The 14,739-nt window shown below is 61.8% G+C and carries 14 protein-coding genes; 9 read left to right on the top strand and 5 right to left on the bottom strand.

The features are described 5' to 3' along the window. Positions 1–35 precede the first annotated feature (35 nt). The gene (locus tag P8L30_02035; protein MDG2238980.1) at positions 36–1,319 is read left to right on the top strand and encodes an aminotransferase class V-fold PLP-dependent enzyme; all 1,284 of its coding nucleotides are present in this window, start codon (positions 36–38) and stop codon (positions 1,317–1,319) included. Between the two features lie 122 nt (positions 1,320–1,441). On the opposite strand, the gene P8L30_02040 is transcribed toward P8L30_02035, so the two are convergent. Continuing rightward, on the bottom strand, positions 1,442–2,407 hold the full coding sequence (locus tag P8L30_02040) for a hypothetical protein (GenBank protein ID MDG2238981.1): 966 nt from the start codon (positions 2,405–2,407) through the stop codon (positions 1,442–1,444). Positions 2,408–2,672: 265 nt separating this feature from the next. On the opposite strand from P8L30_02040, the gene P8L30_02045 reads away from it, so the two are divergent. Together P8L30_02045 and P8L30_02050 are read left to right on the top strand one after the other, a co-directional pair. Then, positions 2,673–4,220 carry an amidase family protein gene (locus P8L30_02045; GenBank protein ID MDG2238982.1) on the top strand — a complete coding sequence of 516 codons (1,548 nt, stop codon included), beginning with the start codon at positions 2,673–2,675 and terminating at the stop codon, positions 4,218–4,220. 403 nt (positions 4,221–4,623) lie between these two features. Beyond that, positions 4,624–4,914 (top strand): hypothetical protein, encoded by a 291-nt coding sequence (locus P8L30_02050; protein MDG2238983.1) that lies wholly within the window; start codon positions 4,624–4,626, stop codon positions 4,912–4,914. A 290-nt stretch (positions 4,915–5,204) separates the two neighbouring features. Here the strand turns inward: P8L30_02050 and P8L30_02055 are convergent, their stop codons facing one another. Then, on the bottom strand, positions 5,205–5,921 hold the full coding sequence (locus P8L30_02055; GenBank protein MDG2238984.1) for a hypothetical protein: 717 nt from the start codon (positions 5,919–5,921) through the stop codon (positions 5,205–5,207). A 339-nt stretch (positions 5,922–6,260) separates the two neighbouring features. Between P8L30_02055 and P8L30_02060 the strand changes: the two genes are divergently transcribed. Both P8L30_02060 and P8L30_02065 read left to right on the top strand, forming a co-directional pair. Continuing rightward, entirely contained in the window at positions 6,261–7,289 is a 1,029-nt protein-coding gene (locus P8L30_02060; protein ID MDG2238985.1) for a DUF429 domain-containing protein, read from the top strand. Between the two features lie 310 nt (positions 7,290–7,599). Then, complete coding sequence (locus P8L30_02065) at positions 7,600–7,884, top strand: bifunctional adenosylcobinamide kinase/adenosylcobinamide-phosphate guanylyltransferase (GenBank protein ID MDG2238986.1); 285 nt, start codon at positions 7,600–7,602, stop codon at positions 7,882–7,884. Here P8L30_02065 and P8L30_02070 read toward each other — a convergent pair. Next, positions 7,881–9,188 (bottom strand): amidohydrolase family protein, encoded by a 1,308-nt coding sequence (locus P8L30_02070; GenBank protein MDG2238987.1) that lies wholly within the window; start codon positions 9,186–9,188, stop codon positions 7,881–7,883. The genes P8L30_02065 and P8L30_02070 overlap by 4 nt on opposite strands. Continuing rightward, positions 9,185–10,414, bottom strand: coding sequence for an amidohydrolase family protein (locus P8L30_02075; protein MDG2238988.1), 1,230 nt, complete (start codon positions 10,412–10,414; stop codon positions 9,185–9,187). Before P8L30_02075 ends, P8L30_02070 begins: the two co-directional genes overlap by 4 nt. Before the next feature lie 305 nt (positions 10,415–10,719). On the opposite strand from P8L30_02075, the gene P8L30_02080 reads away from it, so the two are divergent. Further along, the gene (locus P8L30_02080; protein ID MDG2238989.1) at positions 10,720–11,418 is read left to right on the top strand and encodes an SGNH/GDSL hydrolase family protein; all 699 of its coding nucleotides are present in this window, start codon (positions 10,720–10,722) and stop codon (positions 11,416–11,418) included. 166 nt (positions 11,419–11,584) lie between these two features. On the opposite strand, the gene P8L30_02085 is transcribed toward P8L30_02080, so the two are convergent. Further along, positions 11,585–11,956, bottom strand: a complete 372-nt coding sequence (locus P8L30_02085; protein MDG2238990.1) for a DoxX family protein — start codon at positions 11,954–11,956, stop codon at positions 11,585–11,587. A 64-nt stretch (positions 11,957–12,020) separates the two neighbouring features. Here P8L30_02085 and P8L30_02090 point away from each other — a divergent pair, with 64 nt between their 5' ends. The 3 genes from P8L30_02090 to P8L30_02100 all read left to right on the top strand — a co-directional run bounded on the left by P8L30_02090 (position 12,021) and on the right by P8L30_02100 (position 14,725). Beyond that, positions 12,021–12,371, top strand: a complete 351-nt coding sequence (locus P8L30_02090) for a DoxX family protein (protein ID MDG2238991.1) — start codon at positions 12,021–12,023, stop codon at positions 12,369–12,371. Between the two features lie 233 nt (positions 12,372–12,604). Further along, the gene (locus P8L30_02095; GenBank protein ID MDG2238992.1) at positions 12,605–13,786 is read left to right on the top strand and encodes a hypothetical protein; all 1,182 of its coding nucleotides are present in this window, start codon (positions 12,605–12,607) and stop codon (positions 13,784–13,786) included. A gap of 216 nt (positions 13,787–14,002) precedes the next feature. Continuing rightward, complete coding sequence (locus P8L30_02100) at positions 14,003–14,725, top strand: hypothetical protein (GenBank protein MDG2238993.1); 723 nt, start codon at positions 14,003–14,005, stop codon at positions 14,723–14,725. Positions 14,726–14,739 lie beyond the last annotated feature (14 nt).

A 14,739-nucleotide genomic window follows, 5' to 3' on the forward strand; every position in this document is an offset into this window, starting at 1 on the left:
CCAAAGTCGTTAGACGGTGCTACGGGAGTAACGTATTGACTGACCGTAACTTGGACCGACGAGAGTTCCTCGTGAGGAGTTCTTTGGCAGCGGCCGCGATCGTGCCCATCGGTCTCGTTGCCCGCCTCAACGGCCAGGCCGGCTCGGGTGGGGTTCAAGAGGATTGGGTGCGGTTAGCGCGAGCCGAGATCCCGGCATCGACTGAGAGCGCCTATTTCCAGACAGGCGGGATTGGCCCAGCGTCGCGACGAGCGATCGCGGAAGTCGCGCAGAGGCTGGAGTACCAGAACCGAGGGCCCGCCGATCCGCGGTACTCGCCCTCGATGGCGGAGATCGAGCCGAACCTCCGAGCGTACCTGAGTGCGGCGTTCGGTGTCGGGCCAGATGGAGTCGCGCTCACCCACAGCACCTCCGAAGGGATCAGCATCGCAGCTTGGTCCCTGAACTGGGAACGCGGAGATGAGGTGGTCCTGAGCAATCAGGAGCATCCTGCGAACGTCGTTCCCTGGTATGTGCTTCGAGATCGATTTGGCATAGTTATCCGCGAGATCAACCTGGACTCGGGCACATCTTTGTTGGATGAGGTGCGAGGCGTTCTCTCCTCGCGGACCCGCATGGTGAGCATCAGCCATGTGTCCCGGAACAATGGGCGGCGGCTTCGCACGGACGAGTCGGCGGAGCTGGGCGAGCTGCTTCGGTCTCGTGGAATCGTGTATCACCTAGATGGGGCACAAGGGCCTGGGTGCGTGGAGGTCGACTTCGGTCATCTAGGTTGTGATTGCTACAGCACGTGCGGACACAAGTGGTTGCTCGGCCCGAAGGGCACGGGTGCCTTCTTCGTGCGTGATGACATGCTCGATCGGCTCCAACTCTCTTGGTCGGGCAGCCACAGTCACTCGACAATGGACTACGAGGGTTCCTACTCGCTGCTCCCCTCAGCCGCCCGATACGAGTTCGGGACCCGAGCCCTCGCAGACTTCGCCGGGTTCCACACAGCGGTGTCCTGGGTGGAGGAGTTGGGCTTCGATCGAGTCCTCAGCAGAATCCAACACCTCGTGTCCTATGCGGTGGAGTCGGCGGAGGCTCGTACCGGCTTTGGGCTAGCCTCTCCGAGGGTCGAGGCGGATCGCTCGGGGGTCTTCGTCCTCCGGCTCCCGTCAGGTTGCGACGCCACGGAGGTGTACAACCGCCTCGCCGAGGAGCCGAGAGTCTTGAGTTCTCCCGTTCGGCGCGCCGGAGATCTCAGGCTCGCGATCCACTTCTTCAACACAGAAGATGAGATCGATGCGGCGATGGATGGCGTTGCGGCACTATGCTAGCATCGCACCATCTAACAAGGGATTGCTGCTGTCCGCGTTGACGGGTGTAGCCCTGCGAGCTACGCTCGCAGGATAGGCGCGAAGGTGCGGCAGCAGAATTCCAAAGTCGTTAGATGTCGCCGCTAACGTGCGTGGCCAGGAGCCGTTGCAGCGTCACCGCGACAGGAACTGAGTGGCGTTGTCCAGCCCTGGGCACAGATCACCTCCGAGGCGGTTCGGGAGACCCAATCCGAGAGTCGCGGGTGGGGTAGGAGTCCTTCCGCTGCGGAGTACTCCAGTCCGTTCAGGACCTCGGCATACGGTCCGAAGCCAGAAAGGCGGTACGGCACGACGATGACTCGGCGGCCCATCCCTGACTGCTCGGCGACGAAGGTGCGTATGCGATTCTCGGCTTCCGCTCGTTCTTCCGCCCAGTCCTCTTGAAGTGTCTCAACCTTGACTGCGGCGAAGCCCCGAGCGGCAATGTCCGTGGCCGTTCGTTCCATTGCTCCAAGCACACGTTCATTAGCTCCATCCTCCCCCATGCCGTGGGCCAAAAGGAGGACGCTCTCGGTCGCAGGCTGGTGAGCGAGTTCAAGAGCCCGGGCGGCAACGATCTCAGCTGCTTCATAGGAAAGCATGATGCCCTCCTCTTGGGTTGCGATTTCGGAATGGTGGCTCAGGGGTAAGGGGCTTGGGCCGAGGCGACGGGCCTCTCCCATGAGCATGAAGTGTTCGGGTGGTGTATCCGAGAGGCCCAGGAGATATCTCGTTTGCTCAGCGAACGACTCGCCGGACAAGAACATTCGGACCACGGCGATTCGCTCGACCCCGGCGTCCTCAAGGGACGAAAGGCCAGCCTTGAGAGACAATGGGTCGGCCATTCCAAAGGCAATCTCCGTCGGAATGACATCGGCCAACGGCTGGACTGCCTCACGGACTGCGGCATTCCACTTCTCGTTGCCTCCGTGGGCCATGACCAGAATGCCGACCGATGCGTCTTCCTCGGGCAGGTATGCGTCCGAGCCCGACACCGGAACGGATGGCGGCGTCCGTTGTGAAGGACTGGCGCAAGCTGACAGAAGAATCAGAAGGGGGATATAGCGCATAGTAAGCAGGTGAGATTGAGAGTCAGTCTCAACAACGTAAACGAAGCGCCTTCTCGGTCAAGCCTGGCGGGGGCGACATCTAACAAGGAATTGCTGCTGTCGCGGGACGGGTTTGTGGGTCACGCGGTCACTCGGCTTGCACCTCGCGCCCGGTGGGAAGCATTGTAGTCGCGCAGCAGAATCCCAATTTCGTTGAATGGCCCCCACCTTTCAGTGCGGGTGCCGAAGTCACTTTGACCCAGTACGCGTCGCGAGGAAGGACCACATGAGTATGATGCGAGCCCAAGTCGTCGCCGCTTCCGCCTCGGCACTTGCGATTCTCGCCATCGCGTGCGGACCACCCCCGGAGCCGTTCGAGATACGGGGCGCATCCGTTGTAGAGCTTCAAGAAGCGATGGAGTTGGGTCGGGCGTCGTCTGCGTGGATCACTCAAGCCTACCTCGACCGGATCGCCGCTTTCGACCAGACGGGCCCGGCGATCAATGCGATGGTCTCGCTCAACCCCAACGCGATGGCCGAGGCCGAAGCGCTCGACCGGGAGCGCGCTGACGGCGTAGTGCGCGGACCCCTGCACGGTGTGCCGATCGTGTTGAAGGACAATTACGATACCAGGGACGCACCGACTTCAGCCGGAACCGCGGCTCTTTCGGGCTTTGTTCCGCCGGATGACGCCTTCCAGGTCGGAAGGCTACGCGAGGCGGGCGCTGTCTTTCTCGGCAAGACCAACATGCACGAGTTGGCGAGCGGATGGACTACTGTCGGATCCCTCGGTGGCCAGACGCTCAATCCCTACGATCTGACGCGGCACCCCGGCGGCTCGAGCGGGGGTACCGGAGCGGCGGTGGCTGCGAGCTTCGCGGCGGTTGGGTGGGGCAGCGACACGTGCGGCTCGATTCGGCTACCCTCGGCCTACAACAACCTTGTCGGGCTTCGCCCCACCAAGGGGCTTTCCAGCATCGACGGCATCGTGCCGCTTTCCCACTCTCAGGATGTCGGAGGCCCACTGGCGAGAACGGTCCGCGATCTCGCGATCGCGCTCGACGCGACGATCGGGCCGGACGCGGCTGACCCCGCCACGTCTATTCTCGACGGGGGGACGGTGCCCTCGTTTGTGGCGGCGCTCGACGTGGGTGCCCTCGACGGTGTTCGGGTTGGTATCTACACACCGCTCTTCGGGGATGCTCCGGAGGACGGGGAAGTGCGCCGGCTTGTGAGGGAGGCTGTCGGCGTAATGGTCGATCTCGGTGCTGACACGGTGACAGTGACCGATTCGGTGCTGGTGGAGATCGCCGCGCAGGCCACCGTGATCGCCAGCGAGTTCAAGTGGGACCTCATGGACTACCTCACAGAGTCAGGCGCTCCGGTCGGCTCCCTCAAAGAGATGATCGACATGGGGGTGATCCACGAGGCGGTAGAGCCGCTGATGCGCACCTGGGATGCGACCGAGAGCCGAGACTCAGAGGATTACCAGGGACGGTTGGGAATGAGGATCACACTCCGTGAGGGGATCGAGCAGGTGATGGACCGCGAGGATATCGACGTGCTCGTCTACCCGACGGCGCGTCAGTTACCCTCAAGGATCGGCGATCCGCAGAACAACAACAATTGCAGGATGAGCGGGCATAGCGGTCTGCCGGCGCTCAGTCTTCCAGTGGGATTTACCGAGCAGGGGCTGCCGGTCGGGATGGAGGTCCTCGGCAGGATGTTCGAGGATGCGCGACTCCTGGGAATCGGCTACGCCTTCGAGCAGTCGACCCATCACCGGCGTGATCCGGCGACGACGCCGATCCTTGCTTCGGGAGGCACATCGTGACCGACTCTTGAACGAGGGGGCCTCGGGTGGGAGCATCGAGTCCTGTTCTTCCCCGGAGTTCGTCGATGGGCCAATTGACGCCCTCCAAGTGCCTCTTGCTGGAAGGCGTGGCTCATCGTTGACTGAGCACGGTTGCCTGATGCGAAGGGCCATCTAACAAGTCATTGCTGCAGTCACGGAAGAAGTAGTGGGTACGCTACGCTGGTGTTCAGGCGGGCCGCGCAGCAGAATGACGGGACGTTAGACGGCCCTGGCCGATTGCACGGGCGCTTGGGTGCGAGATGACCGCTTGATGTCCGACCGCATCATTCCGCCTCCGTTGGCCCCAAGAGCCGCTATCGCATGAAGCGTGAATCGGGCGCGGCAAGAAGCCGTGACGGAAACCCCATCCAGGAGAAGCGCGATGTACAGCAAGATCTACTCAATTACCTGCGACGAGGGCCAGAAGGGTGAGTTGATGAGCCACTACGACGCCGTGGTCGCGCCCGCTGTTAGAGAGAGTGCGCATCATGTCGGCCAACAAATGGTCGAAGTTGGAGGCAGCCAGTGGATACTCGTGTCTAATTACACGAGCGGTGAAGCTGCAGATGCGGCAAGTGACATGGTGCGCGCACTGGTGGGCGACATGAGCACCAAGTTCGGCATGAACGTCAGCCTCATCGGTCAGGGCGAGGTCAGCCGCCAAGTCATTTAGGCGCCTCGCTTCGCAGAGCTGTGACACGGACCGCATGCTGTCCACTGACCCACGGTATCCCCTTAGTCAGCTCTGCGTAGGGGCCGTGGTTGACGCGGCTGAGCGTTCGCGGGGACGGGCCATCTAACAAGCAATTGCTGCAGTCGCCGAAGAAGTAGTGGGTACGCTGCGCTTGTGAGCGGGATGGCGGCGTAGCAGAATTGCGAGACGTTATAGAGATTCGGAGGCCACCGGCCTGGAGATCGATCTGCAGGGGGCTTGTACCCATCAGGCAGTTCGGGTCGTGATCCCTATCCGTCGGGCGGATACGCCTCTTCGATCATCCGAATGAGGCCGCCTACTTCGACCTCCATCTCGGCACTCAACGCAGACCAATAGTCGAATCCACGTCCCGCCTGGATGATCACGTTCTGCAGGTCGTAATCCTCCTGGAAGCCCCGCCACGAAGACACGAGATAGACCCGTTCTTCAAGGGGCGGCCATAACTCTCCGGGAACCTGCCCCCCCGGCAGCCGAACGTGCCGCCCGAGCTTCAAACCGGCCTCTATGGCGAACGATTGGATGTAGTCAATCCAGTATTGTGCTCGACTCTGGCCCGATTCGTAGTAGGCACTCAACGCCTGGCGAACTGAATCTGGCTTGATCAATCTGACGCGATTGGCTCCAGCTAGCGTGGGATAGGCGGATGCCCGTAGGAAGGCTGTGACCTGCGAGTTGAAGGCGTAGAGCTGGAGGTGGATACTGTCGGCCGGAGGGGATTCGAGGTCGCGGTTGTCGACAAGCCACGCGATAGTCTGAGTCTTCTCTCTCGCGTAGGGTGCTTGACGCGCGAAGGTGAGGGAATCCGTGCGGAGGTCCTCGAGGAGAGCCGTCATCGCTCCCTCCGTTGCCTTTACCTCGACCCTGTGCTCCCGGTAGTTCTCGGCGCCGAGGGCCAACGCCACACCAAAGAAGACGATGACCAATTCCACAAGGAGGCGCTTGGCGCTGCGTCGCTTCTGATTCATGCTCCGATGATAGCCACCTGTGGTCTAGACGCTAGTCGCCACTGAGCGAGCTGACCACGACGAGTCCTCGTGGCCGACGGGACCGTGTTTGCGCCAGAGCAGGAGGGGCGGGAGGGGGCCGCCGCCGCTATCGACGCCTGAACTGCCACGGACTAGCACAGGACACCGTGAGAGGTGAGCTCATGTGTGACTCTCTATACCAAGCGATTGCTACTGTCACGGGTTGCCGCGTAGGTAGCGGGCCACTCGGCTTTCGCCTCGAGCCCCTTGTTCGCGGACAGGCCGTGCAGCAGACTCGCGAGACGTTATGTATCCGGATCTTCACGTGGACACGGTGCATTGAGACTAGGGTTTGCCGGGATCGACCTGGCGTTCGCAAAGCGCAAGAGGCTCCCCGTCGCACTGTGCACATGGGTGGACGGCCGTTTGGTGCCTGAGCCGCTAGGGGCACTCCCGTTCGAGCCACCGCGGGGTAGCGGAAACGCGATGGTTCTCGACGAGGACGTGGTCACGGAATTCGTTGAGGCTACGGCGACCTACTTGGTCCGCGTCTGCGACCACCTTGGTGTGCGCTTGGGACGGATCGCGATTGATGCGCCCAGTGCTCCGAGGTTGGCGGGGACGGACCGGCGAGCAGCGGAGCTCGCCATGGACCGAGCTGGAATCAGCTGCTTCTCAACGCCGTCCGCCGACGATTTCAACGAGATCTTCACGAAGGTGCGGCGACATCTTGGGCAGGGTGGGGCAGAGAACCGAATCCCGCATGCCAACCAGCTTTGGATGGTCGTTGGCTTCCGACTCTTCAGTCGTCTGTCCGAACTCGCTCCCTGCGTAGAGGTGTTCCCGCAGGCTACGGCTCGCGTCCTTGGGTCCGGTCAGGTGCATAAGTCAGAGTCGGGTGGCGTCGAAGCACAGTTGGCGGAGGCTGCGATCCACACGGGCTGGCCAGGCGGCGGGGAGGCTGACCCTGCCTTCGAAGACATTGCCTTCGGACCGGCTCACGATCGCCTGGACGCTTACCTCTCCGCATGGGTTGCCGCTCTGGCCCCGGAGGAACGTCACGCGTTCGGCGATCCACCGGACGACGTGATCTGGGCACCGAAGGTTGGCTCGGCGGTGTTCGATCGCCCTGTGGTGACCAAGCCGAAGCGGAGGCTTTCTCGCCCCAAGGTGCGCTCGGGTGTGGTGCACGCCGAGCGCTTCAAGCGAATGTGCCCGGGCTGTGGTGCGCACGAATTTGTGCGGTGGCCCTTCGGCTGGGACGCGCACGCCGCCTACAAGTGCGTGGGTCTCGAAGGGACGGCCCCGGGGGCGAGGAAGGCCGAGTTCAAGACGAAGTTCGGACACACCTTTCGGTCGGATTCCTAACAAGCGGTTGTTACTGGCACGCGTTACAATCGGGTCGCGCGCGGCTGCGCGCGGTCAGCTTTTCAGGCCGCGCAGCAGAATTGCGAGACGTTAGGCAACTTCCCGTGGTGCGGGCTGGCGGGGCCCCATCTCGCGATTCCAGCGATGACACTGCTGGCCGCGACCGGAGGTGGGGCCGCATTCTCTGGTGTGCATCTGAATCGCTGACCTGAGTCCGGGGATCCCTTGGTCCTCCCTTGTCGCCCGGTGCGTCGTCGGGAGCAGTCGCTTCCGGCCCAGCTCTCTTCAGGGCCAGGCCCCCGTCGACTACATGCGGACGATCGAGGCCAGAGATCCAGAGGCCCGGCCGGAGTCCTTAGCCGCCATGTCGCTCCAGGAGCTTAGGGTCGTCACCAACGAAGTCGGCATGGGAATCGTACCCGGCGACGCGCTCGCCCGCAGGTGCCGGGACGCGCTCGGCTGGGCGAATGCCCGAATCGCACACGTCACCGATCGAGTCATCTTGATGGTGTCCGGCCTCCTCATCCAAGTGAAGCGACGCCGGGCACCCAACCCTTCTAGCGCAATCCGGACGTCGGGCGGCCCCGTCCGCTAGTCGCGGACGAACACCTCCACGCCGTCCACGAACACCCGCTCCACCCAACTCGTGACGCTGAGAGGTGGTCCGTCGAGGATAATGACGTCCCCGTCCTTTCCGACTTCCAGACTGCCGATCCGATCATCCACACCGAGGATTTCCGCAGCACTAAGTGTCACGGCACGAAGAACCTCGGCTTCGGTAAGCCCGTATCCCGCCGCGAGGGCGGCATCGAGTAGAAGCCACTTACCGGATCCACTGGGCCCAAGCGAGCCGAAACTCCGAGAGAAGCTGGCGATGGCGAACGTGACGCCGGAGCCCTGCAAGCGGGCAGCCCGACGCTCGTCAGGGTTGGAATACTCGTCCCGATCAGGGATCTCTTCACCCGACACGAAGGGGTGGGAGATCGGCCCGAGTACGACCGGCACCCCCGCCTCGTTCAGGGCATCGCCGAGCTGATCGGCGGAAACCCCGCTATCCAGAATGAGCCGGAAGCCGAACTCTTCGGCGAGTCGCAGCGCCTCGCGGATTTCAGTGGTTCGGTTGGCCTGAATGCGAGCTGGGATCTCACCTGAGAGCATGAGCGCGAGGGCCTCCATTCCAAGATCCCGGGGTGGAGCAGCACCCCGCTCTCCCTCGGGAAGCGCCCGCCAGGCATCCTGTTGCTGTTGATACTCACCCGCTCGGACGAGCTGCTCGCGGAGGTGCGCCACCACGGCCATACGGGTTCCAGGAGAGCGATTCCCAGCGCTGAACGTGCCCGCGGGCCGTTGGCCGAGCGTGATATCGATCGCTGCCGGCTCACGAACGATCAGCCCGTCGTACGTCTCAGCCGCCGCCTTCACGATCGCGCCCTGCCCACCGATGACCGTCGCGTCCGCAGGGGCGATGTAGTGCGTCGTGACCCCGCCCATGAGGAGGTCCTTCGAGCGCGGAGCAGCTGGAGCCTCCCCGTCACTGAAGGCACCGAACGGGTAGTACGCCTCGATGGCACGAAGCTGAGGCGTGCTCGGAGCGCTGGTCTCGTTGAGGTCCGTTCCGCTGATGCCGTAGTAGCTCATCGCGTCGATCAAACCGGGCAGCACGTATCGATCGGTTGCGTTCACGATGGTCGCACCACCTGGAACGTCGACGTTCGCGCCGACCGCCGCGATGATGCCGTCGCGTAGGAGGACGGTGCCCCCCTCGATGGCCGGACCCGATACGGGAACTACCGTCCCACCCTGAATCGCGATCACCTGACCGCTGGCTGGTGTCATGGCCGTGGCGAAGAAGACCAGCGCCAAAGCCCATCCACGGCTCACGGAAGCTATACGGATCATCGACCTTCCTCCGTCGCACGATCGAAGGCCAGGCGGCCATCCACATAGACCAGGTCCACTCGAGACGTGAGTTCGTACCAGGGGCCGTTGATCACGACCAAGTCGGCATCTTTCCCCACTTCAATGCTCCCCACGCGATCGTCGACCTCCGCGATCGTCGCTGGATTGATGGTGAGGGCCCTCAACGCATCCTCAGGGGCCATCCCATAGCGGATGGCCAGAGCCGCGTTGTACCGCTGATGCTTCGACATGACCACCGGGTCATCCGTATGGAAGGCGAAGGTGATCCCCTTCTCCACCAGATATGCCGGCGCACGCATGACCTCCTCGACGAGGCCGATCCGAATGAACAATGGCAAGCCGACAACGGGGACATTCCGGGCGGCAATTTCATCCGCCACCTTGTACGCCTCGGTCGCATGATGGAGCGTGAGTCCGAAGTCGAAGTCGTCCTTGAGGCGAAGGAGTGACAGGATGTCGTGGGCCGAATGCACGTGCGCGCGTATTCGGTTCTCGCCTCGAAGAATCCCGGCTAGGACCTCGAGATCGAGGTTCGTCGGGGGCGGAGCGCCCTCCTCACCGCCCGCGCGCCACGCGTCCTGAGCGGCCTGATACTCCTGGGCTTTGATCAGCCGCTCGCGGAGCATGGACGTTGTGGCCATGCTCGTTTCCGTGTGAGGGCGCTTTGCTCCCATCGCGATCTTCAGACCACCGGAGGGATCGAGGATCCGATCCTCCCAGACCGCACCCCACGTCTTCACGACCGCGGACTGACCGCTACTGACCGACCCACTTCCAGGGCCCGTCACGATCGTGGTCACCCCACCGTCGACCGCGTTGAACCAGTACCGCTCGTCCGGGCTGAGAACGTCCATGATCCGGTAGCGCGGCGTAAACGTCGTCGAACGTTCGTTCACATCCCGAACGTCGAAGCCGATGTGCGAGTGGTTGTCGAGCATGCCCGGGATGATGGTCCTGCCCGAAACATCCACGACCGGCACACCTCTGGGGACGGTGACGTCGTTACCTACAGCGGTGACCTTGCCGTCTCGCACGACGACGGTCCCGCCCTCGAACACGTCTCCAGCGGCGGTATGAATCACCCCACCCGTGAGCGCCACGTCCTGGGCGGACAAGGACCGAGCGGCACCAAGGAGCAGGAGGGCCGTGGATACCGTAAGGGTCAGCGACCCTTTGAGGGCGATCGAGCCAAGACCTTGGTGCATGGTATCTCCCGTAGTCATGCGTGTCCCGGCGTGATCGTGGCCGGAGCCCGTAGTCCTGGCAACTGAGACATCCCGGCCACCGGAAACGAGTCAGGCCAGCCTAGCCGGGCGTCCTGTAGCGAGCAAGGAGGGGGCTATGGGGACGAACCCCTCTCGGCAAGGAAGTTGCCTAACAAGCCATTGCTACTGTCGCCGAAGAACTAAGTAGGTACGCTTCGCTTGTTAACGGGCGGGCCGCGCAGCAGAATCGCAGAGTCGTTAGACCGCCTCTTTCTGGGACTAGACCCATTCTCTGTAGCAGCGCGTTGAGATCCGGATTCACTGTCGTACTCGCGGCAGTAGCATGCTCATTCAACCCCTCAGCGCTGGCGGGGCAAGGGCAGGACTGGGCATCTCTGGATCGGTACCGCGAGGACAACGCGCGCCTCGGTCCACCCTCCGCAGGTGAGGCTAGAGTGGTGTTCTACGGCAATTCCATCACCGACGCGTGGGCAGAACACTTCGACGTGATGTTCCCTGGCAAGCCGTACGTGGGGCGGGGCATTAGCGGGCAGACCACGCCGCAAATGCTGGTGCGTTTTCGCCAAGACGTGATCGCGTTGCAGCCGTCGGTCGTAGTGATCCTCGCGGGAACCAACGATATCGCGGGGAACACCGGTCCATCGACTCAGGCAATGATCGAGGACAACCTCGTCTCGATGGCAGAGCTGGCCCAGGCGTATGGCATCAGCGTCATACTGTCCTCTGTGCTACCGGCGTCCGACTACCGTTGGCGACCGGGTCTGGACCCGGGCCCCAAGATTGTCTCGCTCAACACTTGGATGAGGGACTATGCCGACGGTCATGGAGCTGTGTACCTCGACTACCACACCGCGATGACGGACGAACATCTGGGTCTCGGGCCGGAGTTGTCTCATGACGGAGTTCACCCCAACGAGTCGGGCTACCGACTAATGGTCCCGCTCGCCGAGGCCGCGATCGCGAAGGCGCTCAGTGAGAGATGATTGGAGGTCCGACCCTGGGGCTTCCTAACAAGCGATTGCTACTGACACGGGTTACCTGAAGGGCAGCGGGCCACTCGCCTAACAGCTCGCGCCCCTTTTTAGGGGACGGGCCGTGCAGCAGAATGACGAGACGTTAGAGAGTCTCCACCCGCGTGCCTTGGAGGATCTATCCTAGGAGGATGATCCCTACGCACATCAGGAGCATCAGGGCTGCGGGTACCGATCGCATCGGTGGGTCTCCCACCTTCACGTGCATCATGAGGGCTCCCACCATGAGCAGCGCCACCATCCCACCCGCGATGCGGACTGGTAGGTCGACCCAAAGTCCAATCACCAAGGCCAGGCTGGCCACGATCTTGAGACCACCCACTACATAGAAGGCGAAGTCGGGCAGACCGTAGGCCTGAAACTCCTCTCGCAACGTCTTGGCCGCCCCGCCCCGGTAGCCCGTCGCCGAGCGAGCTCGAACGAGCCATACGTTGAGAAGCCCCAGGCCGACGAGGACTTGCAGGAGGCTCAGGATCGAAAGCTTCGGCATAGGGGTTCCCCGGAAGAGGTGGTATCGTACCGCCCAATGCACTCTCAAGGAGCCGGCACGGCAAATGGTCCTACCCTATCACGTCGCCAATGCGGTCTCGGGCGCGCTATTCCTTTACTACGGACTGGCGTGCCTCTTCGCCAACGGCATGGTCGACGAGTTTGCGCGGTATGGCCTGTCACGCTTTCGGCGGGCGACAGGTGCTCTCGAGGTTCTCGGCGCTGTGGGGCTCGCCGCGGGCTACCTCTTCCCACTACTTAGTGTTCTGAGCGCTGGTGGTCTTGCACTTCTAATGGCGCTGGGACTTGCCGTCCGTGTGAAGGTGCGGGATCCGGTCGTGGAAATGCTTCCGGCAGTGTTCTTGCTCCTGGTGAACTCGTTCATTGCTATACAGGCGTTGGCAAGAACCGTCTAGCGCGAGGTCGCTGGTCGGTCACAGGGGGACTAGATAGCAAGGAATTGCTGCTGTCACGGGTTGGCGGGTAGGTGCACTTCGCTTGTGTGCGGACGGGCCGTGCAGCAGAATCGCGAGACGTTAGGTAGCTCTCATGAGCTTGGGTAGGCCGCCACGCGATGAGACCCGTTCGAGGTGAAAGGCCCGTTCGCAGTGCCAGCCCCATCGACCCTTGAAGGAATGAAGCAACACAAATGGTAGAGCAGAAGCTCCGAATGAGCTTGGTGTTGGCGATCGCGATTACCTCGCTACCCGCCCTCGCTGGCGGGGGGCAGGGCGAGGAGCCATTGGCTGAGTCGACGGAACAGCTCGACGACGGCAAACTGGTGTTTTCGAGCTTGGACGTCGATCAGACGAATCGTGGCACCGTCAACATCAACGGCTACGACCGACATTTCTCCGTCACGTTCCCCACCTCGTATGACAGTGAGGAGGCGTATCCGGTGGTTCTGTTCTTCCACGGCTGCATGTGTCGTCCCACTGTCACCGACGACCGGGTTTTGAGCTATTTGGACTGGTCGCCGAGGTTGGAACCGTATAGAGACGATTTCATCGTTGTCAGAATGTCAGCGTTTTCTGAGGGGAAACCGGAGGTTCCCCAAGCGCCTGAGGATGGTGGAGCCCGCGGTATGTGGTTCTGGCATGAAGGTTTCGAGGCAGAGCGTGACGATTTCGCGTTCCTTCACACGGTGCTCAGAGCACTACACTCGTCATCTGATATCAACATCGATCCAGACAACATCTTTGGGGTCGGTCATTCGTCCGGGGCGATCTTCTTGCTCTCGTACGTATTGGGTGGCCCGCCCGATCTGACTGACCCCGGCTTGAATGACACCTATTCATTTAAAGCCATCTCCACGACGGGAGGCCCAGGGTTTCGGCAGGGGCTTGTCGATTTCAAAGAAAACACGCCCAGCACGTTGCCATCCGTCTTCCACATCCAGGGCGAGCGGGATAGAGGGTTGTGGTTCAACGGGCAAGAAACAGGGAAACGAGGCATCAACTTCTTGGAGTTCGCCAACTTCACCCCGCCAGAGGTCGTCGATGGGTTCCTAGAGACGCCCCATGGACGCACGTACTCTGCTTGGGATGAGAACACTCCCTCGAATCCAAGCACTCTGCAACGATGGGCCGAACATCTCGATCTCGAGTATTCGGGGTACGAAGAATACTCCCAGTACTACCTCTATAATTTCCCGCCGGTAGCGACTTCAGAGAACGTGCTCATCGGCATGAGGATCAAGGACTGCCCGCATGTGGTAGCCGCGGATCAATATCAGGCCGATTTCTTCCGCATATTCTCACAGCAAGATGGCGCTGTGGGAGCGTTCGACAGCAAGATATCGCGAGACACTGCTATCACCTTTTGCCGATGACAACGATGTCGGCTGACGCTTGCTGAGCGTGGCGAGTACCCGGGCTACAACGGTTCCACCCGGCAGAACCGCGAGCTACCTAACAAGCAATTGCTACTGGCACGGGTTATCTAGTCGGTAAGTCAGGTGGATTCTGTGCCTCGTCAGCACCCAGGCTGCGCAGTAGAATGGCGAGTCGTTAGGTCGCGGAAGTACACCAGAGCTGGAGGACGGGTGATGGGTCTCTCGTTGAGGCGGGCAACGCTTGAGATGTTCGTCATCGTTGGCAGCATCTTGCTCGCCTTCGGCCTAGACGCCGGATGGGATGCACACCAGCGGCAGGCAGACGCAGAGGACCTTCTGACCGATCTGCTCGCCGAATTCGAGGAAACCGCAACGGAGCTAGAACGCGCCGTCGTCCGTAACCAAGAGGTGATTACCGCGGCCACGGAGATCCTAGCTCAGTTGACCCGTTCTCCTGCGAATCCCGAGGTCGCCGCAAGCACACTTGCCAAGCTGATTCTGGTTCCTACAACGGATCCAAGGCGCGGGAATCTCGACGCGTTGGTGGCGTCTGGCGATTTTGGCCTTGTCAGCCTCCGACATCTCAGGGGTTCTCTTGCCGACTGGCCCGCAGCGCTCAGGGATCTCCAAGAGGAGGAGTTGGACGCGCGGGTCTTCGTCCAGACGACCCTAATCCCATTTCTCGCAAATGCTGTCGAACTACAACCGATCTTCGCTTGGCGTCTTGCGGCAACGCCCTCAAATCGCGGAGTAACCGATATCGACGGTACCGAACTTTCCGACGATCCAATGATTCGTCTTCCGTCCGATCGCCAGTTCTCGAATCTCGTGGCAACCCGCCGCTACCTATCCCAGTTCACGGTCAGCAACGCAGGAACAGTTCAGGAGGAACTTGAAGCAATAGTACGAGCACTCAGGGAAGCAGTAACGAACTGAACAGCCTCCATCTA

This window comes from Longimicrobiales bacterium (genome assembly GCA_029245345.1).
GTDB lineage: Bacteria > Gemmatimonadota > Gemmatimonadetes > Longimicrobiales > Gaopeijiaceae > CALFPJ01.

Excerpts from the sequence above, each read along its gene's own strand:
- P8L30_02100 (MDG2238993.1), top strand. The coding sequence starts at position 14,003 with ATGGGTCTCTCGTTGAGGCGGGCAACGCTTGAGATGTTCGTCATCGTT.
- P8L30_02095 (MDG2238992.1), top strand. The coding sequence starts at position 12,605 with ATGGTAGAGCAGAAGCTCCGAATGAGCTTGGTGTTGGCGATCGCGATT.
- P8L30_02040 (MDG2238981.1), bottom strand. The coding sequence starts at position 2,407 with ATGCGCTATATCCCCCTTCTGATTCTTCTGTCAGCTTGCGCCAGTCCT.
- P8L30_02085 (MDG2238990.1), bottom strand. The coding sequence starts at position 11,956 with ATGCCGAAGCTTTCGATCCTGAGCCTCCTGCAAGTCCTCGTCGGCCTG.
- P8L30_02075 (MDG2238988.1), bottom strand. The coding sequence starts at position 10,414 with ATGCACCAAGGTCTTGGCTCGATCGCCCTCAAAGGGTCGCTGACCCTT.
- P8L30_02070 (MDG2238987.1), bottom strand. The coding sequence starts at position 9,188 with ATGATCCGTATAGCTTCCGTGAGCCGTGGATGGGCTTTGGCGCTGGTC.
- P8L30_02090 (MDG2238991.1), top strand. The coding sequence starts at position 12,021 with ATGGTCCTACCCTATCACGTCGCCAATGCGGTCTCGGGCGCGCTATTC.
- P8L30_02045 (MDG2238982.1), top strand. The coding sequence starts at position 2,673 with ATGAGTATGATGCGAGCCCAAGTCGTCGCCGCTTCCGCCTCGGCACTT.
- P8L30_02065 (MDG2238986.1), top strand. The coding sequence starts at position 7,600 with ATGCGGACGATCGAGGCCAGAGATCCAGAGGCCCGGCCGGAGTCCTTA.
- P8L30_02050 (MDG2238983.1), top strand. The coding sequence starts at position 4,624 with ATGTACAGCAAGATCTACTCAATTACCTGCGACGAGGGCCAGAAGGGT.
- P8L30_02055 (MDG2238984.1), bottom strand. The coding sequence starts at position 5,921 with ATGAATCAGAAGCGACGCAGCGCCAAGCGCCTCCTTGTGGAATTGGTC.